The following is a 22,983-nucleotide window of genomic DNA, read 5'->3' on the forward strand; positions in this document are numbered from 1 at the left end:
GCCCGGCCATGATCGCCGTGATGGAAGCGATCGGTGCCACATCCGGTACCGATCACTGCATGTGTGCCGATCATGAGCCGACGGTGCCTGCGGTCGACGGACCCACGGGGCCGCACCGTCGCTGGCGGAGGGTCCCGGGGGACCGGTCAGCCCAGCACCCCGCGCTCGCGCAGCACCCGCACGGCCCGGGCGGCGCCCTCCCAGCGGTGGGCGTCCCAGCCGTGCGCGGACGCGGCGCGGACGTTGTCGACGCGGTCGTCGAAGAACAGCACCTGCTCCGGCGCGGTGCCGAACTCGACGTCGGCGCGCCGGAAGATGTCCTGCGACGGTTTCGCGGCGCCCACGTCGGCGGAGAACAGCAACCGGTCGAACGGGCTGCTCCAGGCCGCGGCACGCACCGCGGAGGCCAGCCCGCGCGGCGCGTTGGACAGCACGGCGAGGCGCACCCGGGCCCGCGCGAGGTCGGCGATCAGCATCGACGACGACGGCGGCAGGGTCGACCGATGCGTCACGTCCACCTTCTCCGCGGCGTCGATCCGGGCGCGCCCGGGCGCCAGGCCCAGGTCGGTGCAGACGGCGGTCCAGTAGCGGTCCGGCGGGTCGCCCAGGTCGTGCCGGGCGCGATGGCGCCAGTACGCCTCGCGCAGCGCGGGCTCGGGCACGGCGAACACCCCGGCCAGCCGGCGCTCCAGGCCCGCGGACGGCACCAGCACCTCGCCGAGGTCGAACACCACCGTGCTCGGCGGCGTCGTCGGCTCGGGGGTGGTGGGCATCGTGGCCCGACCCTAACCCGCCGTCCGGGCCGTCCGCGACACGCCGTCGTCCGGGGTGGACAGGGGGTGAGCAGGCCCGACACGCGGACCCCGATCGTGCCCGGCCGCCGTCGCCGGAACCGTCGGACCCCACCGTTACGCTGGGGCCCTCACCGATCCGGTCGGTCCGGACCCGCAGGGTCCACCGGCTCCGGCGAGCGGGCCCCGCCAGGTCCGCGCACCGGCGCCGTCGTCCCTGCCCGTCCGGGCCACCGGCCCGGTGTCGGCACGTCCGCCCCGACGGGCGTGCGCACCAGCGGAGGTCCGCGCCGTCCCAGCGGCGCGGGAGAGGAGCGCGGGACACACATGGGCAGTGCCGGATCCGGGAACCGCTCCTTCGTCCATCTGCACACGCACACCGAGTTCTCGATGCTGGACGGCGCCGCCCGGCTCGACGACCTGTTCTCCGAGGCCGCCAAGCACGAGATGCCGGCCATCGCGATGACCGACCACGGCAACGTGTACGGCGCCTTCGAGTTCTGGCGCAAGGCGAAGGCGCACGACGTCAAGCCGATCATCGGCATGGAGGGCTACCTCGCGCCCGGGTCGCGGCACGAGCGCAAGCGCACCGCGCTGGGCAACGGCAGCGAGAACAACCCCGACCTCATGTACACCCACATGACGCTGCTCGCGGAGAACACGGAGGGGATGCACAACCTCTTCCGGCTCTCCTCGCTGGCCAGCCTCGAGGGGTACTACTACAAGCCGCGTATGGACCGCGAGCTGCTGGAGAAGTACGGCAAGGGCCTGATCGCGACGACGGGCTGCCCGTCCGGCGAGGTCGCGCGCCTGCTCCAGCAGAACGACTTCGACGCCGCCTGCCAGGCCGCGAGCGACTACCGGGACATCTTCGGGAAGGACAACTTCTTCCTGGAGCTGATGGACCACGGCATCGGGATCGAGAAGCAGGTCCAGGAGGAGCTGTTCCGGCTCAAGGACAAGCTCGACCTGCCCGGCCTCGCGACGAACGACCTGCACTACACCTACCCGGACGACACGAAGGCGCACGAGGTGCTCCTGTGCGTCCAGACCGGCAAGACCCTCGCGGACCCGAACCGGTTCAAGTTCGACGCGCAGGACTTCTACCTCAAGTCCGCCGCCGAGATGCGCCAGCTCTGGGACCCGATCCACCCCGAGGCCTGCGACAACACGCTGCTCGTCGCCGAGCGCTGCAACATCGACTTCACCACCGGCCAGGACCTCCAGCCCAAGGCGCCCGTCCCCGAGGGGGAGACCGAGGAGTCCTGGCTGATCAAGGAGGTCGAGCGGGGACTGCACATGCGGTTCCCCGACGGCGTCACCGAGAAGTACCGCCAGCAGGCCAACTACGAGGTCGGCGTCATCATCAAGATGGGCTACCCCGGCTACTTCCTGGTGACCGCGGACCTCATCCAGCACGCCAAGTCGGTCGGCATCCGCTGCGGCCCCGGCCGTGGCTCGGCGGCGGGCTCGCTGGTCGCCTACGTCCTGGGCATCACCGACCTCGACCCGATCCGGCACAAGCTGATCTTCGAGCGGTTCCTGAACCCGGACCGTGTGTCGATGCCCGACATCGACATGGACTTCGACGAGCGCCGGCGCGGCGAGATGATCCGCTACGTCACCGAGAAGTACGGCGAGGACCGGATCGCGCAGATCATCACCTACTCCACGATCAAGGCGAAGGCCGCGATCAAGGACTCGGCGCGGGTGCTCTTCGGCCAGCCCGGCTACTCCGTCGCCGACCGCATCTCCAAGGCCATGCCGCCCGCGGTGATGGGCAAGGACATCCCGCTGTCGGGCATCTTCGACCCGTCGCACAAGCGGTACTCCGAGGCGACCGAGGTCCGTGCCCTCTACGAGGCGGACCCGCAGGTCAAGGAGATCGTCGACACTGCGCGGGGCCTCGAGGGACTGAAGCGGCAGTGGGGTGTGCACGCCGCGGGCGTGATCATGTCCTCGACGCCGCTGATCGACGTCATCCCGATCCAGCGCCGCGAGTCCGACGGCGCGATCATCACGCAGTTCGACATGGGCGTCTGCGAGACCATCGGTCTGCTGAAGATGGACTTCCTGGGGCTGCGGAACCTCACCATCCTCGACGACGCCCTGGAGAACATCGAGCTCAACGGCAAGCCCGCCGTCGACCTGGACAAGGTCGAGCTCGACGACCGCCCGACCTACGAGCTGCTCTCCCGCGGTGACACCCTCGGCGTGTTCCAGCTCGACGGCGGTCCGATGCGGGACCTGCTGCGCCGCATGGCACCCAGCGAGTTCGAGCACATCTCCGCGGTCGGCGCGCTGTACCGCCCGGGCCCGATGGGCGCGAACGCGCACAACGACTACGCCGACCGCAAGAACGGCCGGCAGGAGATCACGCCGATCCACCCGGAGCTGGCCGAGCCGCTCAAGGACGTCCTCGGTGAGACCTTCGGCCTGATCGTGTACCAGGAACAGGTCATGTCCATCGCGCAGGTGCTGGCGGGCTACACGCTCGGCCAGGCGGACCTGCTCCGCCGCGCGATGGGCAAGAAGAAGAAGGAGATCCTGGACAAGGAGTACGCCGGCTTCGCCCAGGGCATGAAGGACAACGGCTACTCCGCGGCCGCGGTCAAGACGCTCTGGGACATCCTGCTCCCGTTCTCCGACTACGCCTTCAACCGCGCCCACTCCGCCGCCTACGGCGTGGTGTCCTACTGGACGGCCTACCTCAAGGCGAACTACCCGGCCGAGTACATGGCCGGCGTGCTCACCTCGGTGCGCGACGACAAGGACAAGGCCGCGGTCTACCTGGCGGAGTGCCGCCGGATGGGCATCACGGTCCTCCCGCCCGACGTCAACGACTCGGTGCGCAACTTCGCCCCGGTCGGCGACGACATCCGCTTCGGCCTCGGCGGCATCCGCAACGTCGGGCACAACGTCGTCGACGCGATCGTCGCCGCGCGGCGGGAGAAGGGGAACTTCGTCGACTTCTCCGACTTCCTGCGCAAGGTCGACGCGGTCGTCTGCAACAAGAAGGTCGTCGAGTCGCTGATCAAGGCGGGCGCGTTCGACTCGCTCGGCCACTCCCGCAAGGGCCTGCTGCTCGTGCACGCCGACGCCATCGACGCGGTGATGAGCACCAAGAAGGCCGCCTCGATGGGCCAGTTCGACCTGTTCGGGTCGCTGGACGGCCCGGGCGAGGGCGACGACGGCGGCCTCGGCGGCATCTTCGACGTGAAGGTGCCCGACGAGGAGTGGGACACCAAGCACAAGCTCGCCGTCGAGCGGGAGATGCTCGGTCTCTACGTGTCCGGGCACCCGTTGCAGGGCCTCGAGCAGGCGCTCGCCGCGAAGTCCGACACGTCGATCGCCGACATCGTCGAGGGCTCGGTCGCCGAGGGTGCGCAGGTCACGGTCGGCGGCATCCTCGCCAACGTCAACCGCCGGGTGAACAAGAACGGCGAGCCGTGGGCGTCGGCGCAGATCGAGGACCTCGCCGGCGGCATCGAGGTGCTGTTCTTCCCGCGGGCGTACCAGGTGGTCGGCGTCGACGTCGCCGAGGACGCGATCGTGCTGGTCAAGGCGCGGGTCAACAAGCGCGACGACCGCGTCTCGCTGATCGCGAACGACCTCGCGGTGCCCGAGCTGGCCACCGGCGAGGCCGGGCTGCCGATCCGGGTCAGCCTGCGCACCGACCAGTGCACCCCCGAGCGCGTCGCGAAGCTCAAGGAGGTGCTGACCCACCACCCCGGTACCTCCGAGGTGCACCTGACCCTGGTCTACGGCACCAAGATGACGGCCCTGCGGCTGGACGACTCGCTCAAGGTCATGCACACCTCGGCGCTGATGGGGGACCTGAAGGCTCTGCTCGGCCCCGGCTGCCTCGGCGGCTGACCAGCCACACCCCTCGCCGGGTGTCCACACCCCGTTGCCACGGGTGTGGGTGCCCGGGACGGGGTGTGGCTGTGGCACCGACCGGTCCGGCGCGGCGCTCAGGCTCGGCGGGCCAGGTCGACCCAGGCGGCGCGGGCGGGGGCGTCCCAGCGCTCGTGCAGCGTGGTGAACAGCTCCGCCGCGCGGGACCCGGCCCACTGCTCGGGCAGCAGCTCGGCGGGCAGCTCGGGGTCCAGGAACGGGAACCGTCGCCAGGCGTGGACCAGGCGGACCTGGCGGGCGAGGACGTCGCAGCCGTCGTCGGCGGCGGACGCGTCGGAGTCCGGGTCGAGGTGCGGGCCGAACTCGTCGAGGAACGCCGAGTAGGCCCGTTCCACGACGTCGAGGTCCCAGGCCTGGGCGACGATGTCGTCGGCGCGGCCGATGCCGCCGTAGTGCCCGACGAAGGAGTACCCGGACCCGGCGAGGTCGAGCTCGTCGAGCACCGCCGCGACCCGGGCCTCCTTGCCGGGGTCGGGGCTGACCCACACCCCGGGGGCGGGGGAGCCCAGCCCGGCCCAGGCCAGCCGGGTGCGCAGCCGGTGGCGCAGGCGTCGGCGCGACTCCGGGACCGATGCGAGCAGGACCAGCCAGCGGCCGTCCCAGCCGGTCGTCGGACGGCCGAAGCCGTAGATCCGGGCGGCGCCGTCGGACAGCAGCTGCGACCCGGCGGGGGTGAGTGACCAGCGGACCCGGCGGCCGTCGCGGTCGGAGGTCAGCAGGCCCTCGCCCGCGGTGCGGGCCAGCGCCTGGCGGGCCGACTTGGCCTCCACCCCGAGCGCGCCCAGCACGTCGAGCAGGGCCCGGGTCCAGACCGGTTCCCCGGCCGGGAGGACGAACTCGCCCAGCACGGTGAGCAGCAACGATCGGGCGGAGGTCTGCCCGAGCTCGCGACGGCGCAGGGCCGACCCGTCGGGCCCCTCCGGCTCGTACACGGAGTCGGGCGTGGCCATGGTCGGGCCAGCGTAGAGGGTCGGCACTAGCGTGGGCGTCCGTGACCACCGCAGGCCCCGGGCGTGTCCCGGACCCGACCCTCTCCGGATCCCCGCTCGACACGGGGGCACTGCTCGCCACCGACCGGGACCACGTCTGGCACCCCTACGCGCCGATGCCGGCGACCCGGGCGCCGATCGTCGTGGAGTCCGCGCAGGGGGTGCGGCTGAGGCTGCCCGACGGCCGTGAGCTCGTCGACGGGATGTCGTCGTGGTGGTCGGCCATCCACGGCTACCGCCACCCGCGGCTCGATGCGGCGGTGCGCGACCAGCTCGGCCGGATGAGCCACGTGATGTTCGGCGGCCTGACCCACGGCCCGGCCGTCGACCTGGCCCGGCTGCTCGTGGACGTCAGCCCGGAGGGGCTGGAGCACGTGTTCCTGGCCGACTCCGGCTCGGTGTCGGTCGAGGTCGCCATCAAGATGTGCCTGCAGTACTGGCGGTCCCGCGGCCGCCCCGGCAAGCACCGGCTGATGACGTGGCGGCGCGGCTACCACGGCGACACCTTCGGCGCGATGAGCGTCTGCGACCCCGACGGCGGCATGCACTCGCTCTGGTCCGACGTCCTCCCGCAGCAGGTGTTCGCCGACGCCCCGCCCGAGGACTTCACCCACGACTACGTCGCCCACCTCGCCGAGCTCGTCGAGACCCACGCCGACGAGCTGGCCGCGGTCGTCGTCGAGCCGGTGGTGCAGGGCGCCGGGGGGATGCGCTTCCACGACCCCCGCTACCTGCACGTGCTGCGCGAGCTGTGCCACGCCCACGACGTGCTGCTCGTGTTCGACGAGATCGCCACCGGCTTCGGCCGCACCGGCGAGCTGTTCGCCGCCGACCACGCCGCCGTCGCCCCGGACGTCATGTGCGTCGGCAAGGCGCTGACCGGCGGCTACCTGACGATGGCCGCGACCCTGTGCAGCAGCCGGGTGGCCCGCGGCATCACCGACGGCGAGGCCGGCGTGCTCATGCACGGGCCGACGTTCATGGGCAACCCGCTCGCCGCCGCCGTCGCCCACGCCTCGGTGTCGCTGCTGCTCGAACGCGACTGGCGGCGCGAGGTGAAGGACGTCGCCGCCGGGCTGCGCGCCGGGCTGGCCCCCGCCCGGTCGCTGCCGGGGGTGCGGGAGGTCCGGATCCTGGGCGCGATCGGTGTCGTCGAGATGGCCGAGGAGGTCGACGTCGCCGCCGCGACCGCCGCCGCGGTGCTCGCCGGGGTCTGGCTGCGGCCCTTCCGCAACCTCGTCTACGCGATGCCGCCGTTCGTCAGCACCCGTGACGACGTCGCGCTGATCACCGCCGGGATGCGGGCCGCAGCCCTTGCGGGGCAGCGGGAACCGCACCGCGATCAGCACTGAGACCGTGATCCGGGCCACCGATCCGGTGGACTTCGGTGTGTTCCACCTCACGTTACGCAGAGGTGTACGGCGCTGACCGGGCGTTTCGTCGTGGGCGTCCGAAACGATGAGAAGCGCTCTCATCATGATCCGTTTCCGTGGTCGGAGTGAAACGGTGTCGGCCGATCGCATTCGTCCGGTCGGCCGCACCCGCTCCGCCGGTCGCGCACCGCGCGACCCGCCCCAGTCGACCGCACCGTCGCGGTCCGGCGCCCCCCACGGACCGATACGGAGGATCCGGTGGCCACGCACAGTCACTCCAGCACCACCAGCACCACCAGTAACACCGAACACCGCGTGCAGGACCACGAGCACGCCCCGGCCGAGTCCGGCCGCGGTGAGCACTCGCCGCCGGGCGGATCCTGGTTCGGCCGCACGTTCCCGCACGCCCGGGCGGACCTCTCCGCCTCGATCGTCGTGTTCCTCGTGGCGGTGCCCCTCTCGCTGGGCATCGCCGTCGCCTCCGGCGCCCCGATCCTGGCCGGCCTCATCGCCGCCGTCGTCGGTGCCGTCGTCGCCGGTCTGCTCGGCGGCTCGAAGCTCCAGGTCTCCGGCCCCGCCGCCGGTCTGACCGTCATCGTCGCCGAGCTGGTCAACACCTTCGGCTGGCAGGTCACCACGCTGATCACCGCGGGCGCCGGTGTCCTGCAGATCGTCTTCGGGCTGACCCGGCTGTCCCGGTTCGCCCAGGCCATCCCGCCCGCCGTCGTCCACGGCATGCTCGCGGGCATCGGCGCCACCATCGCCCTCGGCCAGCTGAACGTCGTGTTCGGTGGCCAGGCGCAGACCGGCGGCGTCAACTCGATCGCCGCGCTGCCCGGCGCGATCGCGAACCTGTCCTGGCCCGCGCTGCTCCTCGGCGGCATCGTCATCGCGATCATGCTGACCTGGAACCGGCTGCCCGCGACGCTGACCGTCGTCCCGGCCGCGCTGGTCGCGATCGTCACGGCCACCGTCGTCTCCCTCGCCTTCGCCGACGTCGTCCGGGTGCAGCTGGGGGGCTCGCTCCTGGACGCGCTGTCGCTGCCCGCGCTGCCGGAGTCGAACTGGGGCGGCGTGCTGTTCGGCATGCTGACCATCGCGCTGATCGCGAGCGTCGAGTCGCTGCTGTCCGCCGTCGCGGTGGAGCGCATGAAGCCCGGCACCCGCACCGACACCGACCGTGAGCTGCTCGGCCAGGGTGCCGCCAACACCGTCTCCGGCATGATCGGCGGCCTGCCCATCACCGGGGTGATCGTCCGGTCCGCCGCGAACGTCAAGGCCGGCGCCGAGACCCGCGCGTCGGCGGTGCTGCACGGCGTCTGGATCGCGCTGTTCGCGATCGTCCTGATCGGCGTCATCGAGCTCATCCCGATGGCCGCACTGGCCGGTCTGCTGGTCATGATGGGTGTCGGCCTGGTCAAGCCGGCCGAGATCCGCACCGCCCGCCAGCACGGTGAGCTGGCCATCTACGCCGCCACCCTGCTCGGCGTCGTGTTCCTGAACCTGCTCGAGGGCGTCGTCATCGGGCTGGTCCTGGCCGGGCTGATGCTGCTCTGGCGCGCCGTCCGGTCCCGCCCGCACCTGGAGCAGGCCGACGACGGCAGCTGCGAGCTCGTCGTCGAGGGCTCGCTGAGCTTCCTGGCCGTGCCGCGGCTGTCCCGCGAGCTGAACTCCGTCCCGCGCGGCTGCGACGTCACCGTCCGGCTGGTCACCGACTACCTCGACCACGCCGCCTACGACCACCTGCTCGCCTGGAAGGCCCGCCACGAGGGCACCGGCGCCACCGTGACCGTGATCGAGCCCGAGCAGGCCCGCCGCGCCACCGCGCCCGGCGCCGGCTTCCTGACCTGGGGCGAGTGGCAGGGCAGGGAGACCGAGGGGCACGCGTCGGGGACGCTGATGGCCGGCGTCGCCGCGTACCACGACAACACCTCCGAGGCGATCCTCCCGACCATGACCGGGCTCGCCGACGGGCAGTCCCCGTCCGCGATGATGATCACCTGCGCGGACTCCCGGGTGCTGCCGCACGTCATCACCCACAGCGGCCCGGGCGACGTGTTCACCGTGCAGAACGTCGGCAACCTCGTCGTCGGGCCCGGCACCGCGGCCGCCGTCGAGTTCGCTACCGGCACCCTCGACGTCCCGATCGTCGCCGTCTGCGGCCACTCCGGCTGCGGCGCGATGCAGGGGCTGCTCGCCGGCGGCGCGAGCGGGGACTCCGCGCTCGGCCAGTGGCTGCGCGAGGCACGGCCGGTGCTGCGCGCCTACGAGAACGGTCACCCGGTCGCCGTCGCCGCCGCACGGGACGGGTTCGGCGAGGCCGACCAGCTGGCGATGGTGAACGTCACGATGCAGCTGGAGATGCTGCGGGCGCAGGACTCCGGCGCCGAAGTCCTGGGCCTGTTCTACGACATCCGCAGCGCCCGTGTGCTCGTCCTCGACGAGGCCGCGGGCCGGTTCGTCGAGCCCCGCGCCGACGTCGGCACCGGGGGCTCGGACCTCGACCGGATCGCCGCCGGACACGGTCACGGGGCCACCGCCGCCGCCCGCCGGCTGCTGAAGGTCTGAGCCCGCGCATCCGGGAACAATCCGCACCCACGACGTCGTTGGGGACCGTATGGCCACCGTGGAACTGACCACCGACAACTTCGACGACGTCGTGGGCGCGCCCGGGACGACCGTGCTCATCGACTTCTGGGCGTCCTGGTGCGGGCCGTGCACCCAGTTCGCCCCCGTCTACGACGCCGCCTCCGAGAAGCACCAGGACGTGACCTTCGGCAAGGTCGACACCGAGGCCCAGCAGGCGCTGGCCGGCGCGTTCGGGATCTCCTCGATCCCGACCGTGATGGCCGTCCGCGACGGCGTGGTGCTCTACTCCGAGCCGGGCGCGCTGCCCGCCGAGGCCCTCGAGGACCTCATCGGCCAGGTGAAGGCGGTCGACATGGACGAGGTCCGTGCCGCCGTCGCCGAGCAGGAGAAGCAGCAGGGCGAGGCGCCGCAGGCCTGACCCGGCGTCCGCACGACCCACGGAGCCCCGTACACCTCAGGGTGGGCGGGGCTCCGTCGTGCCTAGGGTGTGGGCGTGACCGGCCCCGACCCGACGCCGCCCGGACCCCGCCCGCTGGCCTGGCTCGACACCCACGCCCGCGCCCGAACCGAGGCCGGTCTGCGCCGCAGGCTGTCCCCGCGTCCGGCCGACCCCGCGGGCGGGCCCGCACTCGACCTCGCCGGCAACGACTATCTCGGGCTCTCGGCCGACCCGCGGGTCGTCGCCGGGGCGACCGCGGCGCTGCGCACCTGGGGTGCGGGCGCCACCGGGTCGCGGCTGGTCACCGGCTCGACCGCGCTGCACGCCGAGCTGGAGGCCGAGCTCGCCGCGTTCTGCGGCCACGACGACGCCCTGGTGTTCTCCTCCGGCTACACCGCCAACCTCGGGGTGGTCACCGCGCTCACCGGCCCCGGCGCGCTGATCGTGTCCGACGCCGCCGCGCACGCCTCCCTGGTCGACGCCTGCCGGCTGTCCCGGGCCCGGGTGGTCGTCGTGCCGCACGCCGACGTCGACGCCGTCGACGCCGCGCTGGCCGCCCGCACCGAGACCCGCGCGCTCGTCGTCACCGACTCGGTCGGGTCCGCCGACGGCGACCTCGCCCCGCTCGCCGCGCTGCACCGGGTCTGCCGGGCCCGCGGCGCGGTGCTGCTCGCCGACGAGGCCCACGGTCTCGGGGTCCGCGGCCCGGGCGGGCGCGGCCTGCTCGCCGAGACCGGGCTGGCCGGGGCGGACGACGTCGTCGCCACCGTGACCCTGTCCAAGGCGCTGGGCAGCCAGGGCGGTGCGGTGCTCGGCCCGGCCGCGGTCACCGCGCACCTGGTCGACTCCGCGCGCTCGTTCATCTTCGACACCGGCCTCGCCCCCGCCGCGACGGGCGCGGCGCTGGCCGCGCTGCGGGTGCTCGCCTCCGAGCCCGAGCGGGCCGAGGACGTGCTGCGGGTCGCCGGTGCGCTCGCCGCCGCCTGCGACGCGGCGGTGCCGGTGTCCGCGGTCGTCCCGGTGGTGCTGGGCGAGCCCGGCCCCGCGGTCGCCGCGGCCGCCGCCTGCCTGCGGCGCGGGCTGCGGGTGGGCTGCTTCCGGCCGCCGTCGGTCCCGCCGGGCACCTCCCGGCTGCGGCTCACCGCCCGCGCCGGGCTGACCGGGGCGCAGCTGTCGTTCGCGACCGGCGTGCTCGCCGAGGTGCTCGCCGACGCCCGGACGGGGGCCCCGGCGTGACCGGGCGGTTCGTGGTCGTCACCGGTACCGGCACCGGGGTCGGCAAGACCGTCGCCACCGCCGCGCTGGCCGCCGTCGCGGTCGCGGCGGGGGAGCGGGTGGCGGTGCTCAAGCCCGCCCAGACCGGGATCGGCCCGGACGACCCCGGCGACGTCGACGAGGTCGCCCGCCTCGTCCCCGGGGTCACCACCCGGGAGCTGGCCCGCTATCCCGACCCGCTGGCCCCGGCGACCGCGGCCCGGCGCTGCGGGGCACGCCCGGTGACCCCGGAGCACGCCGCGGTGACCGCGCGGACGCTGGCCGACCACCACGACCTCGTCCTCGTCGAGGGTGCGGGTGGGCTGCTCGTCCGGTTCACCGACGAGGGCGGCACCCTCGCCGACGTCGCCCGGCTGCTCGACGCCCCGGTCGTGGTGGTCGCGGCGGCCGGGCTCGGCACGCTCAACCACACCGCGCTCACTGTCGAGGCGCTCCGGGCGCGCGGCCTGACCTGCGCGGGGATCGTGATCGGGTCCTGGCCGGCGGCGCCCGACCTGGCCGAGCGCTGCAACCTCCAGGACCTTCCGATGATCACCCGGGTGCTGGTCCGCGGCCTGCTGCCCGAGGGTCTCGGACGGGTGACACCGGACCGTTTCACCGCGGTGGCCCGGGACACACTGGGTCCGATCCAGCTGGGGGACTGGCAGGATCCACGGGCATGACGACCGCCCGGACCGACGTCCTCACCGTCGCGCGCGACCAGGTCCTCGAGCAGGGCCGCGGCCTCACCGTCACCCAGGTGCGCGAGGTGCTCGACCTGCCCGACGACCGCCTCGACGACCTGCTCGAGCTCGCCCACGACGTGCGGATGCGCTGGTGCGGGCCGGACGTCGAGGTCGAGGGGATCATCTCGCTCAAGACCGGCGGGTGCCCCGAGGACTGTCACTTCTGCTCCCAGTCGGGCCTGTTCGCCTCGCCGGTGCGCTCGGCCTGGCTGGACATCCCGATGCTCGTCGAGGCCGCCAAGCAGACCGCGAAGACCGGTGCCACCGAGTTCTGCATCGTCGCCGCCGTCCGCGGGCCCGACGCGCGGCTCATGGCCCAGGTCGCCGCCGGCATCGCGGCGATCCGGGACGAGGTCGACATCAACATCGCCTGCTCGCTGGGGATGCTCACGGCCGAGCAGGTCGACGAGCTCGCCGCGATGGGCGTGCACCGCTACAACCACAACCTCGAGACCGCCCGCAGCCACTTCCCGAACGTGGTCACCACCCACACCTGGGAGGAGCGCTGGGACACCCTGCGCATGGTCCGCGAGGCCGGCATGGAGGTCTGCTGCGGCGGCATCGTCGGGATGGGGGAGACCCTGGACCAGCGCGCCGAGTTCGCCGGGCAGCTCGCCGAGCTGGAGCCCGACGAGGTGCCGCTGAACTTCCTCAACCCGCGCCCGGGCACCCCGTTCGGGGACCTGGAGCCGATGTCCGGGCCGGACGCGCTGCGCACCGTCGCCGCGTTCCGCCTGGCGCTGCCGCGCACGATCCTGCGCTTCGCCGGTGGCCGCGAGATCACCCTCGGCGACCTGGGCGCCCGCAAGGGCCTGCTCGGCGGGATCAACGCGGTGATCGTCGGGAACTACCTGACGACGCTGGGGCGCCCGGCCGAGTCCGACATCGACCTGCTCGGCGAGCTGGAGATGCCGATCAAGGCCCTCAACGAGACGCTGTGACGGCGCCGGTGCAGGCGTCCACCCGCTCCGGCGGCGGCCCGTTCTGCGACCAGTGCGGGCACCCCGACGCGTCGGCGGGCCACGACCGGTGCTCCGCGCGGCGGGAGCTGGAGCCCCCGCGGTTCTGCCCGGACTGCGCGCGGCGGATGGTCGTGCAGGTCGACCCGGTGGGCTGGACCGCCCGGTGCAGCAGGCACGGCGAGCGGTCCAGCCGGTAGCGGGTCCGGTCAGGGCTTGATCAGGACCTTGAGGGCCTCGCGGTCGTTCATGGCGCGGTAGCCGTCGGGGACCTCGTCGAGGCCGATCGTGCGGTCGAAGACCTTCCCCGGCTGGATGGTGCCCTCCAGCACGTCGGGCAGCAGCTCCTCGATGTAGGCGCGCGCGGGCGCCACGCCCCCGTGCACGCCGACGTTGCGCATGAACGCGCCGACGCCCAGCGGGACGTCGGTGTACTGGGACACCCCGACCCGGCCGACGAGCCGCCCGTCCTTGGTGATCTCGATGGCGGTGCGGACGGCCTCGCTGTAGCCGACGCACTCCAGCGCCGCGTCGACGCCGTCGCCGCCGGTGAGCTCGCGGACCTTCTCGATGCCCTCGTCGCCGCGCTCGGGGACGACGTCGGTGGCGCCGAACTCCCGGCCCAGGTCGGTGCGGTCGGTGTGGCGGCCCAGCAGGATGATGCGCTCGGCGCCGAGGCGCCTGGCGGCCAGCACCGCGGACAGCCCGACCGCGCCGTCACCGATGACGGCGACGGTGTCGCCGCGCCGCACCCGCGCCGAGACGGCGGCGTGGTGGCCGGTGGGGAACACGTCGGACAGGGTCAGCATCGAGGCGAGCAGCACGTCGTCCGGCTCGCCGGGCATCGGGACCAGGGTGCCGTCGGCGAACGGGACGCGGACGGCCTCGCCCTGCCCGCCGTCGGTGCCGTCGGAGCCCCAGCCGCCGCCGTGCCGGCAGGAGGTCTGCAGGCCCTGGGCGCAGAAGTCGCAGGTGTTGTCGGCCCACACGAACGGTGCGACGACGAGCTGGCCCTTCCTGCGGTTCCGGACGCCGGACCCGACCTCCTCGACGACGCCGAGGAACTCGTGGCCGATGCGTTTGCCCTCGGTGGAGTCCTCCGCCGCGTTGTACGGCCACAGGTCGCTGCCGCAGATGCAGGAGCGCAGCACCCGCACGATCGCGTCGGTGTCGTCGCGGAGCCTCGGGTCGGGGACGTCCGACGACACCCGGACGTCGTGCTTCCCGTGGATCAGAGTCGCCTTCATGCCTGGCGGATGCCCGCATGCGGAACCGTTCATGCGCGCCCGGTCGCGGTGACGCGCCGCACATGCGGCAGGCTGGCGGGCATGGCGATCAACTGGGGCTCGGTCCTGCGCAGGGCCGCGGACGTGGCGATGCAGTTCCTGAAGGACTCGCAGAAGGAGTCGCGGCAGACCCCGCAGCAGAGCCCGCGGCAGGGCCAGCAGGGTGGTCACGGCGGGCCGCGACCGGGTCCGCCGCCGACGGCCGGGCGGGTGCGGACCGCGCCGACCGGCGACCGCGCCCGGGAGGTCGCCTACGCCCCCGAGCCCGACGGCGCCGCGGACCCCGGCGAGATCGTCTGGACCTGGGTGCCCTACGAGGAGGACGCGAGCCAGGGCAAGGACCGGCCGCTGCTCGTCGTCGGGCGCTCGGGTGACGAGCTGCTCGGGCTGATGCTGTCCAGCCAGGACAAGCGGGCCCACGACCCGGACTGGGTCGGGATCGGCTCCGGCGCCTGGGACCGCGAGGGCCGCGACTCCTACATCCGGCTCGACCGGGTGCTGGAGGTCGAGGAGCACGGCATCCGCCGGGAGGGTGCGGTGCTGGACCGGGCGCGGTTCGACCGGGTCGCGACCGAGCTGCGGTCGCGCTACGGCTGGCGCTGAAACACGGGTGCGCCGCACGGGCGCACCCGGTACGGTCGCCGTCATCATGAGGCACTGACGACCCCCTCGACCGCGGACGCGGCACACGCCCCTGCGGTCCTCCCTCCGTCTCCACCGGAGTCGTCGTCATGTCATCGACCGAGCAGGTCCACGCCGTCACCGCCCGCGGGCTGGTCCGGTCCCACGCCACCCGCGCCGGCCGCCCGCCGGTGCTCGACGGCGTCGACCTCGTCGCCGCGCCGGGCACCCGGGTCGGCCTGATCGGGGAGAACGGCTCGGGCAAGTCCACGCTGCTGCGGCTGCTCGCCGGCGTCGACACCCCGGACGGCGGGACGCTCACGGTGCCCGCGGACCGGGTGTACCTGCCGCAGGAACCCGACCTGGGCGACGGGGGGACCGTCGGCGACCTGCTCGACGCCGCGCTGCGCCCGCTGCACGACACCGTCGCCGAGCTGGAGCGCCTGGCCGCCGACCTGGCCGACGGCACCGGTGCCGCCGCCTACGACCGGGTGCTGGCCTGGGCGATCGCCCACGACGCGTGGGACGCCGACCGGCGCGCGGAGGTCACCGCGGGCACGCTCGGCGTCGCCGACCTGGAGCGGGACCGGCCGGTCGCGACCCTGTCCGGGGGTGAGCGCACCCGGCTCGCGATGGCCGCCGCCCTGGTCCGCCGCCCCGCGGTGCTGCTGCTCGACGAACCCACCAACCACCTCGACGACGCCGCCCTGGAGCTGCTGGAACGCTCGCTGGTGGAGCTGCCGGGCGTCGTCGTCGCGGCGAGCCACGACCGCACCTTCCTCGACCGGGTCTGCACCGAGCTGCTCGACCTCGACGCCGGCGAGCTCGGCACCGACGGGTACGGCGGACGCCGGTTCGGCGGCTCGTTCACCGAGTACCTCGACGCCGCCGCGGCGAGCCGCCGCCGCTGGGAGGAGCGCTTCGCCGCGGAGCAGGAGGAGATCGCCGCGCTGCGGGAGAAGTCGCGGGCCGGGCTGTCGACGATCGCCCCCGGGCGCGGCCCGCGCGACAACGACAAGTTCGTCCACGCCTTCAAGGGGGCGGGCGTCGAACGCACCCGGGCCCGCCGCGTCCACGACGCGCAGCGCCGCCTGGAGACCGCCGAGCGCGAGGCGGTCCGCAAGCCGCCCCGGCCGCTGGAGTTCGCCGGGCACCTCACCGGCGACGCCCCGGCCGGCGGGCTCGCCGTGAGCATCCGGGACCTGCGGGTCGACGGCCGGCTGCGGCTCGACCTGCTCGACCTGGCCGTGGGGGAGAAGCTTCTGGTCACCGGCCCGAACGGGGCCGGGAAGTCGACCCTGCTGGCGGTCCTGCACGCCGACCTCGCACCGGACGCGGGCACCGTGGACGTGCGGGCGCGCCGGGTCGGACTGCTGGCCCAGGACCCCGACGTCGGCCCGCCCGACCGCAGCGCCGCGGCCGCCTACGCCGACGCCGTCGGCGTGGAGCGGGCCGAGACCGTCCCGCTGCGCGAGCTGGGGCTGCTGCATCCGCGTGAGCACGGCACCGCGGTCGGGGAGCTCAGCCTCGGCCAGCGACGGCGGCTTGCCCTGGCCGTCGCCGTCGCCGACGCCCCGGACCTGCTGCTGCTCGACGAGCCGACCAACCACGTCTCGCTGCGGCTGGCCGGAGAGCTGGAGGCGGCGCTCGGGACCGCGCCGGGGACCGTCGTCGTCACTTCGCACGACCGGTGGCTGCGCCGGCGCTGGGACGGGCCGCACTTCGCCGTCGGCGGGTGAGCTCAGTTCGGGCTGTGCTCGTCGGGGAACGACCCGAGCGGCGCGGGCACCGCCCGCAGGGTCTCCAGCAGGCCGCGCTCGCGGGCGAGCAGCCGGCGGATCTCCCGGAGCCGCTGCACCGCGCTGGTCTGCTCCAGCAGGAGCTGGCGGTCGCCCAGGGGCAGCAGGCAGTCCCCGGCCAGCAGGTGCGCGAGGTCGGCGGTGGGGGTGTCGTCGGCGGGCTCGGACCAGTCGCCGGTCCGCCACGCGGTGTCGCAGTACTCGCGGTGCGCCGCGCGGGCGGAGCGCTCCAGCATCGCCACCAGCCGGGGGTCTGCCTCGTCGCCGGTGTCGTCGGGCAGGAACTCGACCTCGCCGCAGAGGTAGGAGTGCGAGCCCGCGTCGAGGTCGAGCAGGCGGAAGCGGCGGGCCCCGCGGGTGACGACGTCGTAGCGGCCGTCGGGCAGCCGGCGGGCGTCGATGAGTACCGCCGTGCAGCCGACGGCGTGCATCCCGGCGGCCCCGGAGCGGTCCGGCGAATGGCCCTCGCGCACCGCGACGACACCGAACTCGCGGTCGGGGACGGCACCGGTGAGCAGGTCGACGGTGAGCTGGCGGTAGCGGGGCTCGAAGATGTGGAGGGGAAGCGCCGCACCCGGCATCAGCACCGTCCCCAACGGGAACAGCGGAAGCATGGCGGACACCGGCTCACGGTAGTACGCCGTCGCGGGGCCCGCCGGGTCGCGCAGGTGGCCGGAGCACGGCGAACGCGTCGGTGACCCGCATCCCGCGGTCGGTGAACCGGAACACCGCGGCCGGGCGGCCGCCGGAACGGCCCGACGGGACGACCTCGCCGGTGGGCTCCAGCAGGCCGCGACGGGTGAGGACGCGTTGCAGGTTCGTCGCCGACACCTCGTGGCCCAGCGCGGCGACGTAGTGCTCGCGCAGCGCCGAGATCGTGAACTCCGCGGGGGCGAGCGCGAACCCGAGGTTGGTGTAGGAGAGCTTGGCGCGCAGGCGGTCCCGCGCCGCCGCGACGATCGCGGCGTGGTCGAACGCGGTCGCGGGCAGGTCCTCGACCTCGTGCCACGCGGTGTCCTCGGGCAGCTCCGGGTCCGCGTCGGAGGGGACCAGGCCGAGGAACGCGGTGGCGATGCGGCGCTTGCCGGGTGAACGGGCCGGGTCGGAGAACACCGACAGCTGCTCGACGTGGGCGACCTCGCGGACGTCGACCTTCTCGGCCAGCTGGCGGCGCACGGAGGTCTCGACGTCCTCGTCGGGGCCCAGGGTGCCGCCGGGCAGTGCCCAGCGTCCGGCGTCCGGGTCCAGGGCGCGCTGCCAGAGCAGGGCGCCCGCCCGGCCCTCCCGGATCCTGAGCACGACGGCGAGGACCTCGTGCAGGGCGGGTGGCGGTGTCACGGGCCCAGCCTAGGGCGGACCGGCCGCGGCACCGGGACGTGACGGCGGGGTGTCCGTCAGGTGAGGTCCCGGTCACGACGGAGGTGCCGGTGGCGCACGACCGGTGCTACTATCCGACCAGTTTCCGCCCGCTAGGCGAAAACCCGACACGGCCCGGGAGGGCGCAATGACCGGAACGCTGACGGCACCCGGCGGCACGGGGACCGACCCCGGCTGGGCCGACGAGGTGCGTGCGCTGGCCCGCGAGCGGGACGCGGTCCTGCTGGCGCACAACTACCAGCTGCCCGAGATCCAGGACGTCGCCGACCACGTGGGGGACTCGCTCGCGCTGTCCCGGATCGCGGCCGAGTCGCAGGCGTCGACGATCGTGTTCTGCGGCGTGCACTTCATGGCCGAGACCGCCAAGATCCTCAGCCCGGACAAGACCGTGCTGATCCCCGACGCGCGGGCCGGCTGCTCGCTGGCCGACTCGATCACCGCCGACCAGCTGCGGGAGTGGAAGGCCGAGCACCCGGGCGCCGTCGTCGTCTCCTACGTCAACACCACCGCCGCGGTGAAGGCGGAGACCGACATCTGCTGCACCTCCTCCAACGCCGTCGAGGTCGTCGACTCGATCCCGCGCGACCGCGAGGTGCTGTTCCTGCCCGACCAGTTCCTCGGCGCGCACGTCCGGCGCACCCTGGAGCGGGAGAACATGCACGTCTGGGCCGGGGAGTGCCACGTGCACGCCGGCATCAACGGCAAGCAGCTCACCGACCGGGCCGCGGCCCACCCCGGCGCCGACCTGTTCGTGCACCCCGAGTGCGGCTGCGCGACCTCCGCGCTCTACCTGGCGGGCACCGGCGCGGTGCCCGCCGAGCAGGTCAGGATCCTCTCCACCGGCGGGATGATCGACGCCGCCCGCGCCACCGGCGCGACGGAGGTGCTCGTCGCGACCGAGGTCGGGATGCTGCACCAGCTGCGCCTGGCCGCCCCGGAGATCGAGTTCCGCGCGGTGAACGAGAACGCGTCCTGCCCCTACATGAAGATGATCACCGCCGAGGCGCTGCTGCGGTCGGTCCGCGAGGGCACCGACGAGGTCCACGTCGACCCCGACCTCGCCGCGCGCGGCCGCGCCGCCGTGCAGCGGATGATCGAGATCGGTCAGCCCGGAGGCGGGGAGTGACGGCGCGGGGGGTGAGCTGGGAGGCCGGCGCCGACCTGGTCGTCGTCGGGTCCGGGGTGGCCGGGTTGACCGCCGCGCTCGACGCGGCCGCGGCCGGGCTGCGCGTCGTGGTCGTCACCAAGGACGGCATCGGCGAGGGCTCCACCCGCTGGGCGCAGGGCGGGGTGGCCGTCGTGCTCGGCGACATCGCCGGGGACACGCTCGACTCCCACGTCGCCGACACCGTCGCCGCGGGCGGCGGGCTGAACGACGTCGCCGCGGTCGAGACGATCGTGCGCGCCGGGCCGGACGCGGTGCGCAGGCTGCGCGAACGCGGTGCGCTGTTCGACGCCCGCGGCAGCCGGCTGGACCGCACGCGCGAGGGCGGCCACTCGGCGTACCGGGTGGTCCACGCCGGGGGCGACGCGACCGGCGCGGAGATCGAGCGCGCCCTGGTCGCCGCCACCCGCTCGGCGCAGCTCACCGTGCTCGACGGGCACGTCGCCGCCGACGTGCTGCGCGACGCAGGCCGGGTCGCCGGCCTCACGGTGCTCGACGCCCACGGCCGCGCCGGGGTGCTGTCCGCGCCCGCGGTGCTGCTCGCGACCGGCGGCTACGGCCAGCTCTACGCCTCCACCACCAACCCGGGCACCTCCACCGGCGACGGCGTCGCGCTCGCCCTGCGCGCCGGTGCGGTCGCCGCGGACCTGGAGTTCGTGCAGTTCCACCCGACCGTGCTGTGGACCGGCCCCGGCAGCGGCACCGCCGGGCGTCGCCCGCTGGTGACCGAGGCCGTCCGCGGTGAGGGCGCGGTCCTGCGCGACCGGGCCGGCACCGCGTTCATGGCCGGGGTCCACCCGCGGGCCGACCTCGCCCCGCGCGACGTCGTCGCCGCGGCGATCACCCGCCGGATGGCCGAGACCGGCAGCGAGTGCGCTTGGCTCGACGCCACCGCGCTCGACGGGTTCGCCGCACGGTTCCCGACCGTGTACGCGTCCTGCCGGGCCGCCGGGATCGACCCGCTGACCGAGCCGATCCCGGTGACCCCCGCCGCGCACTACGCCTGCGGCGGCGTCGTCACCGACACGTCCGGCCGGACCGGGGTGCCCGGCCTCTACGCCGCGGGCGAGGTCGCCCGGACGGGGCTGCACGGGGCGAACCGGCTGGCGTCGAACTCGCTGCTGGAGGGGCTGGTCGTGGGGGAGCGGGTGGTCCGCGCGGTGCTCGCCGACGCCGGTCCGACCGGGGTGCCGACCCCGGCCGCGACGGTCCCGGCGCTGCCGGTGGCCGACCGCACCGTGGTGCAGCGGGCCATGTCGGTGAGCGCCGGGATCGGCCGCGACGCCGCCGGGCTCGCCGGGGCGTCGGACGCGATCGAGGCCGTCACCGCCACCGCGGTCCCGGCCGGCCGCGCCGGAGTCGAGGACGCCGCGCTCACCCTGATCGCCCAGGCCGTGCTGGCCGCGGCCGGCACCCGCCGGGAGACCCGCGGCTGCCACGTGCGCACCGACTTCCCGGACCGCGACGACACGTACCAGCGCTCGTCGCTGCGGGTGCGGGTCGACGCCACGGGACGGCCGGTCGTCGTGGCCGACGAGGCGCTGGCGGGTGTCGCATGAGCGCCGTCGCCGCCGGGGTCGGCGGGGTCACCGAGGTCGGTGTCCCCGACCCCGACGACCTGCTGCGCGTCGTGCGCACCGCGCTGGAGGAGGACCTGCGCTACGGCCCGGACGCGACGACGGCGGCGACCGTGCCCGCCGGGGCCGTGGCGACCGCGTCGTTCACCCCGCGGGCCGACGGGGTGCTCGCCGGGCTCCCGGCCGCCCGCGCCGTGCTCGACGAGGTGCTGGGCGCGGGCGGCTACACGGTGCTCGCCGGGGCCGCCGACGGTGACCGGCTCACCGCCGGGACCCCGGCGCTCACGGTGCGGGCCCCGGTCCGCGGGCTGCTCACCGCCGAGCGCACGGCGCTGAACCTGCTCACGCACCTGTCCGGGATCGCGACGGCCACCCGCGCCTGGGTGGACGCCGTCGACGGCACCGGGGCCCGGATCCGGGACACCCGCAAGACGCTGCCGGGACTGCGGTTGCTGGAGAAGTACGCCGTGCGGTGCGGCGGCGGGGTGAACCACCGGCTCGGGCTCGGCGACGCGGTGCTGATCAAGGACAACCACGTCGCGGCGGCCGGGTCGGTGTCCGCGGCGCTGGCCGCGGCCCGCGCGCTCGCCCCGGACCTGCCGTGCGAGGTGGAGGTCGACTCGCTCGACCAGCTCGACGAGGTCCTGGAGCTCGCCGCCGAGCTGGTGCTGCTGGACAACTTCACCGTCGCGGAGACGGCCGAGGCGGTGCGGCGGCGCGGGGACCGGGCGACGCTGCTGGAGTCCTCCGGCGGGCTGGCCCTGGGCAGCGCCCGGGACTACGCGGCCACCGGCGTCGACTTCCTCGCCGTCGGCGGGCTGACCCACTCGGTCACCGCGCTCGACCTGGGGCTCGACCTGGAGTGAGCCCTGCCGGACGGCACCCCGGGAGGGGTGCCGTCAGGCGAGCAGCCGGGGCTGGGCGGGGGCGGGGAAGCGGGCGGAGACCCGGGCGTCGCCCAGGAGCTCGCGCAGCCGTCGCGCGGCGGCCGCCACCTCCGCCCGCGCCCGGGCCGCGACCGGCGTGAGCAGCAGGGTCGCGATCTCGCCGTCCGGGCGCTGCGCCCAGATCCCGACGATGCGACCGTCCACCCAGACCGCCGCGCCGCCGTTGCCGTTGCGGTCGAACAGCTCCGGTGCCACCTCGGCGGGCAGGTACCAGTCGCGGGCCTTCCAGCCCATCGTCGACGGGTCGAGGCACGGCAGCAGCGCCACCGACGGCCCGGGATCGGGGACCGGGTCGAGGTCGTCGGGGAGCAGGAACCCGGTGCCCCCGCCGTCGAGGGTCACCTCGACCGCGCCGACGTCGGCCAGCGCCGTGGTGGTGGCGGCGACGGTCCAGCCCGCCCACCACTTCAGGTCGTCGCGGCGGACCGGCCCGAACGCCCGCAGCTGGGCGCGGGCCAGCCCGGCCGCGGCGGCGCGACGGGTGCCGCCGTCCGGGCCGGGCGCGGGGCCGATCCCGCCGGGGACCCAGTCGTCGGCGGCGGCCCAGTGGTACTGACCGTTGACCCACGTCCCGATCGGCCGGGTCCGCAGCACCCGGCCCTCGAACCCGAGCACCAGCAGCACCCGGGTGTGGGCGGGCTGCGGGCCCCCGCCGGGCAGGACGAGCCGCTGCGCGGCGAGGTCGGGCAGTGCGCGGGCGACGTCGCGGGCGGCGGTCGGGCCCCGCTCGGCGAGCACCTCCAGGACCCGGTCGGCGGCCTCTGCGTACCAGGCCTCGGGGTCGGCGTGGCCGGCCGCGGCGGCCTGACGCAGCAGGTCACGGCGCTGGACGGCGGCGACGTCGACAGTGGCGGCGTGGTGGGCGAGCGCGGCGTGGGCGTGGCCGAACACCCAGAGCGTGCGGCGCATCGCGTGGTGGCGCAGCAGGGTGCGGTCGGTGTGCAGCGCGGTGTCGACCGGGTCGAGCGACGGGGCCGCCATCCGCGCGGCCGCCGACAGGTACACCGTGCCCGGGTCGGTGGAGTGCAGCGCGACCAGGTCGTCGCTGATCGCGACGACGTCGTCGGTGCGGGTGTGCGGGGCCAGCCGGTGGCGGGTCACCAGCCGGGCGCGGCGCTCGTCGTCGGTCACGTGCCGGGTCACGCGCGCAGAC

19 protein-coding genes are annotated in these 22,983 nt (G+C 74.6%); 13 read left to right on the forward strand and 6 right to left on the reverse strand.

What is annotated here, in order from left to right; all coding sequences use genetic code 11:
* Nucleotides 1-146: 146 nt before the first annotated feature.
* On the reverse strand, nucleotides 147-773 hold the full coding sequence (locus KPL57_RS43650) for an HAD-IA family hydrolase (protein WP_226356242.1): 627 nt from the start codon (nucleotides 771-773) through the stop codon (nucleotides 147-149).
* 345 nt (nucleotides 774-1,118) lie between these two features.
* On the opposite strand from KPL57_RS43650, the gene dnaE reads away from it, so the two are divergent.
* The gene (gene dnaE / locus KPL57_RS43655; protein ID WP_226356243.1) at nucleotides 1,119-4,667 is read left to right on the forward strand and encodes a DNA polymerase III subunit alpha; all 3,549 of its coding nucleotides are present in this window, start codon (nucleotides 1,119-1,121) and stop codon (nucleotides 4,665-4,667) included.
* Nucleotides 4,668-4,765: 98 nt separating this feature from the next.
* Here dnaE and KPL57_RS43660 read toward each other — a convergent pair whose 3' ends face one another.
* Entirely contained in the window at nucleotides 4,766-5,659 is an 894-nt protein-coding gene (locus tag KPL57_RS43660) for a PaaX family transcriptional regulator C-terminal domain-containing protein (protein WP_226356244.1), read from the reverse strand.
* Between the two features lie 41 nt (nucleotides 5,660-5,700).
* Between KPL57_RS43660 and KPL57_RS43665 the strand changes: the two genes are divergently transcribed.
* The 7 genes from KPL57_RS43665 to KPL57_RS43695 all read left to right on the forward strand — a co-directional run bounded on the left by KPL57_RS43665 (nucleotide 5,701) and on the right by KPL57_RS43695 (nucleotide 13,258).
* Nucleotides 5,701-7,050, forward strand: coding sequence for an adenosylmethionine--8-amino-7-oxononanoate transaminase (locus tag KPL57_RS43665; RefSeq protein ID WP_226356245.1), 1,350 nt, complete (start codon nucleotides 5,701-5,703; stop codon nucleotides 7,048-7,050).
* Nucleotides 7,051-7,329: 279 nt separating this feature from the next.
* Entirely contained in the window at nucleotides 7,330-9,639 is a 2,310-nt protein-coding gene (locus KPL57_RS70755; RefSeq protein WP_226356246.1) for a bifunctional SulP family inorganic anion transporter/carbonic anhydrase, read from the forward strand.
* A 49-nt stretch (nucleotides 9,640-9,688) separates the two neighbouring features.
* Nucleotides 9,689-10,078: a co-chaperone YbbN gene (locus KPL57_RS43675; RefSeq protein WP_020623876.1), complete on the forward strand. Its 390-nt coding sequence runs from the start codon at nucleotides 9,689-9,691 to the stop codon at nucleotides 10,076-10,078.
* Nucleotides 10,079-10,153: 75 nt separating this feature from the next.
* Nucleotides 10,154-11,335, forward strand: coding sequence for an 8-amino-7-oxononanoate synthase (locus tag KPL57_RS43680; RefSeq protein ID WP_226356247.1), 1,182 nt, complete (start codon nucleotides 10,154-10,156; stop codon nucleotides 11,333-11,335).
* A complete protein-coding gene (bioD, locus tag KPL57_RS43685) occupies nucleotides 11,332-12,036 on the forward strand; it encodes a dethiobiotin synthase (protein WP_226356248.1) in 705 nt (234 codons plus the stop codon). Before KPL57_RS43680 ends, bioD begins: the two co-directional genes overlap by 4 nt.
* Nucleotides 12,033-13,040, forward strand: coding sequence for a biotin synthase BioB (gene bioB, locus KPL57_RS43690; protein WP_226356249.1), 1,008 nt, complete (start codon nucleotides 12,033-12,035; stop codon nucleotides 13,038-13,040). The genes bioD and bioB overlap by 4 nt, the downstream gene beginning before the upstream one ends.
* The gene (locus tag KPL57_RS43695; RefSeq protein WP_226356250.1) at nucleotides 13,037-13,258 is read left to right on the forward strand and encodes a hypothetical protein; all 222 of its coding nucleotides are present in this window, start codon (nucleotides 13,037-13,039) and stop codon (nucleotides 13,256-13,258) included. Before bioB ends, KPL57_RS43695 begins: the two co-directional genes overlap by 4 nt.
* 9 nt (nucleotides 13,259-13,267) lie before the next feature.
* On the opposite strand, the gene KPL57_RS43700 is transcribed toward KPL57_RS43695, so the two are convergent.
* Entirely contained in the window at nucleotides 13,268-14,305 is a 1,038-nt protein-coding gene (locus KPL57_RS43700) for a zinc-dependent alcohol dehydrogenase family protein (RefSeq protein WP_226356251.1), read from the reverse strand.
* An 81-nt stretch (nucleotides 14,306-14,386) separates the two neighbouring features.
* On the opposite strand from KPL57_RS43700, the gene KPL57_RS43705 reads away from it, so the two are divergent.
* Nucleotides 14,387-14,947: a type II toxin-antitoxin system PemK/MazF family toxin gene (locus tag KPL57_RS43705; RefSeq protein ID WP_226356252.1), complete on the forward strand. Its 561-nt coding sequence runs from the start codon at nucleotides 14,387-14,389 to the stop codon at nucleotides 14,945-14,947.
* A gap of 128 nt (nucleotides 14,948-15,075) precedes the next feature.
* Nucleotides 15,076-16,704 (forward strand): ABC-F family ATP-binding cassette domain-containing protein, encoded by a 1,629-nt coding sequence (locus KPL57_RS43710; RefSeq protein WP_226356253.1) that lies wholly within the window; start codon nucleotides 15,076-15,078, stop codon nucleotides 16,702-16,704.
* A 2-nt stretch (nucleotides 16,705-16,706) separates the two neighbouring features.
* Here the strand turns inward: KPL57_RS43710 and KPL57_RS43715 are convergent, their stop codons facing one another.
* Both KPL57_RS43715 and KPL57_RS43720 read right to left on the reverse strand, forming a co-directional pair.
* Complete coding sequence (locus tag KPL57_RS43715) at nucleotides 16,707-17,378, reverse strand: LON peptidase substrate-binding domain-containing protein (protein ID WP_226356707.1); 672 nt, start codon at nucleotides 17,376-17,378, stop codon at nucleotides 16,707-16,709.
* 13 nt (nucleotides 17,379-17,391) lie between these two features.
* Nucleotides 17,392-18,102, reverse strand: coding sequence for an NUDIX domain-containing protein (locus tag KPL57_RS43720; RefSeq protein WP_374203846.1), 711 nt, complete (start codon nucleotides 18,100-18,102; stop codon nucleotides 17,392-17,394).
* Between the two features lie 166 nt (nucleotides 18,103-18,268).
* Between KPL57_RS43720 and nadA the strand changes: the two genes are divergently transcribed.
* The 3 genes from nadA to nadC are packed head-to-tail and all read left to right on the forward strand — an operon-like array spanning nucleotide 18,269 to nucleotide 21,749.
* Nucleotides 18,269-19,267 carry a quinolinate synthase NadA gene (nadA, locus tag KPL57_RS43725; protein ID WP_226356254.1) on the forward strand — a complete coding sequence of 333 codons (999 nt, stop codon included), beginning with the start codon at nucleotides 18,269-18,271 and terminating at the stop codon, nucleotides 19,265-19,267.
* An 11-nt stretch (nucleotides 19,268-19,278) separates the two neighbouring features.
* The gene (locus tag KPL57_RS43730; protein ID WP_226356255.1) at nucleotides 19,279-20,865 is read left to right on the forward strand and encodes an L-aspartate oxidase; all 1,587 of its coding nucleotides are present in this window, start codon (nucleotides 19,279-19,281) and stop codon (nucleotides 20,863-20,865) included.
* Nucleotides 20,862-21,749, forward strand: a complete 888-nt coding sequence (nadC, locus tag KPL57_RS43735) for a carboxylating nicotinate-nucleotide diphosphorylase (RefSeq protein ID WP_226356256.1) — start codon at nucleotides 20,862-20,864, stop codon at nucleotides 21,747-21,749. The genes KPL57_RS43730 and nadC overlap by 4 nt, the downstream gene beginning before the upstream one ends.
* Before the next feature lie 33 nt (nucleotides 21,750-21,782).
* Here nadC and KPL57_RS43740 read toward each other — a convergent pair whose 3' ends face one another.
* On the reverse strand, nucleotides 21,783-22,973 hold the full coding sequence (locus tag KPL57_RS43740) for a DNA glycosylase AlkZ-like family protein (RefSeq protein WP_226356257.1): 1,191 nt from the start codon (nucleotides 22,971-22,973) through the stop codon (nucleotides 21,783-21,785).
* Nucleotides 22,974-22,983 lie beyond the last annotated feature (10 nt).

Source organism: Pseudonocardia sp. ICBG601, from assembly GCF_020496245.1.

What these genes read in the sequence shown, in the direction of transcription:
- KPL57_RS43650 (WP_226356242.1), bottom strand. Translation starts at nt 773, where the DNA reads ATGCCCACCACCCCCGAGCCGACGACGCCGCCGAGCACGGTGGTGTTC.
- dnaE (WP_226356243.1), top strand. Translation starts at nt 1,119, where the DNA reads ATGGGCAGTGCCGGATCCGGGAACCGCTCCTTCGTCCATCTGCACACG.
- KPL57_RS43660 (WP_226356244.1), bottom strand. Translation starts at nt 5,659, where the DNA reads ATGGCCACGCCCGACTCCGTGTACGAGCCGGAGGGGCCCGACGGGTCG.
- KPL57_RS43675 (WP_020623876.1), top strand. Translation starts at nt 9,689, where the DNA reads ATGGCCACCGTGGAACTGACCACCGACAACTTCGACGACGTCGTGGGC.
- bioB (WP_226356249.1), top strand. Translation starts at nt 12,033, where the DNA reads ATGACGACCGCCCGGACCGACGTCCTCACCGTCGCGCGCGACCAGGTC.
- KPL57_RS43700 (WP_226356251.1), bottom strand. Translation starts at nt 14,305, where the DNA reads ATGAAGGCGACTCTGATCCACGGGAAGCACGACGTCCGGGTGTCGTCG.
- KPL57_RS43705 (WP_226356252.1), top strand. Translation starts at nt 14,387, where the DNA reads ATGGCGATCAACTGGGGCTCGGTCCTGCGCAGGGCCGCGGACGTGGCG.
- KPL57_RS43710 (WP_226356253.1), top strand. Translation starts at nt 15,076, where the DNA reads ATGTCATCGACCGAGCAGGTCCACGCCGTCACCGCCCGCGGGCTGGTC.
- KPL57_RS43715 (WP_226356707.1), bottom strand. Translation starts at nt 17,378, where the DNA reads ATGCTTCCGCTGTTCCCGTTGGGGACGGTGCTGATGCCGGGTGCGGCG.
- nadA (WP_226356254.1), top strand. Translation starts at nt 18,269, where the DNA reads ATGACCGGAACGCTGACGGCACCCGGCGGCACGGGGACCGACCCCGGC.
- nadC (WP_226356256.1), top strand. Translation starts at nt 20,862, where the DNA reads ATGAGCGCCGTCGCCGCCGGGGTCGGCGGGGTCACCGAGGTCGGTGTC.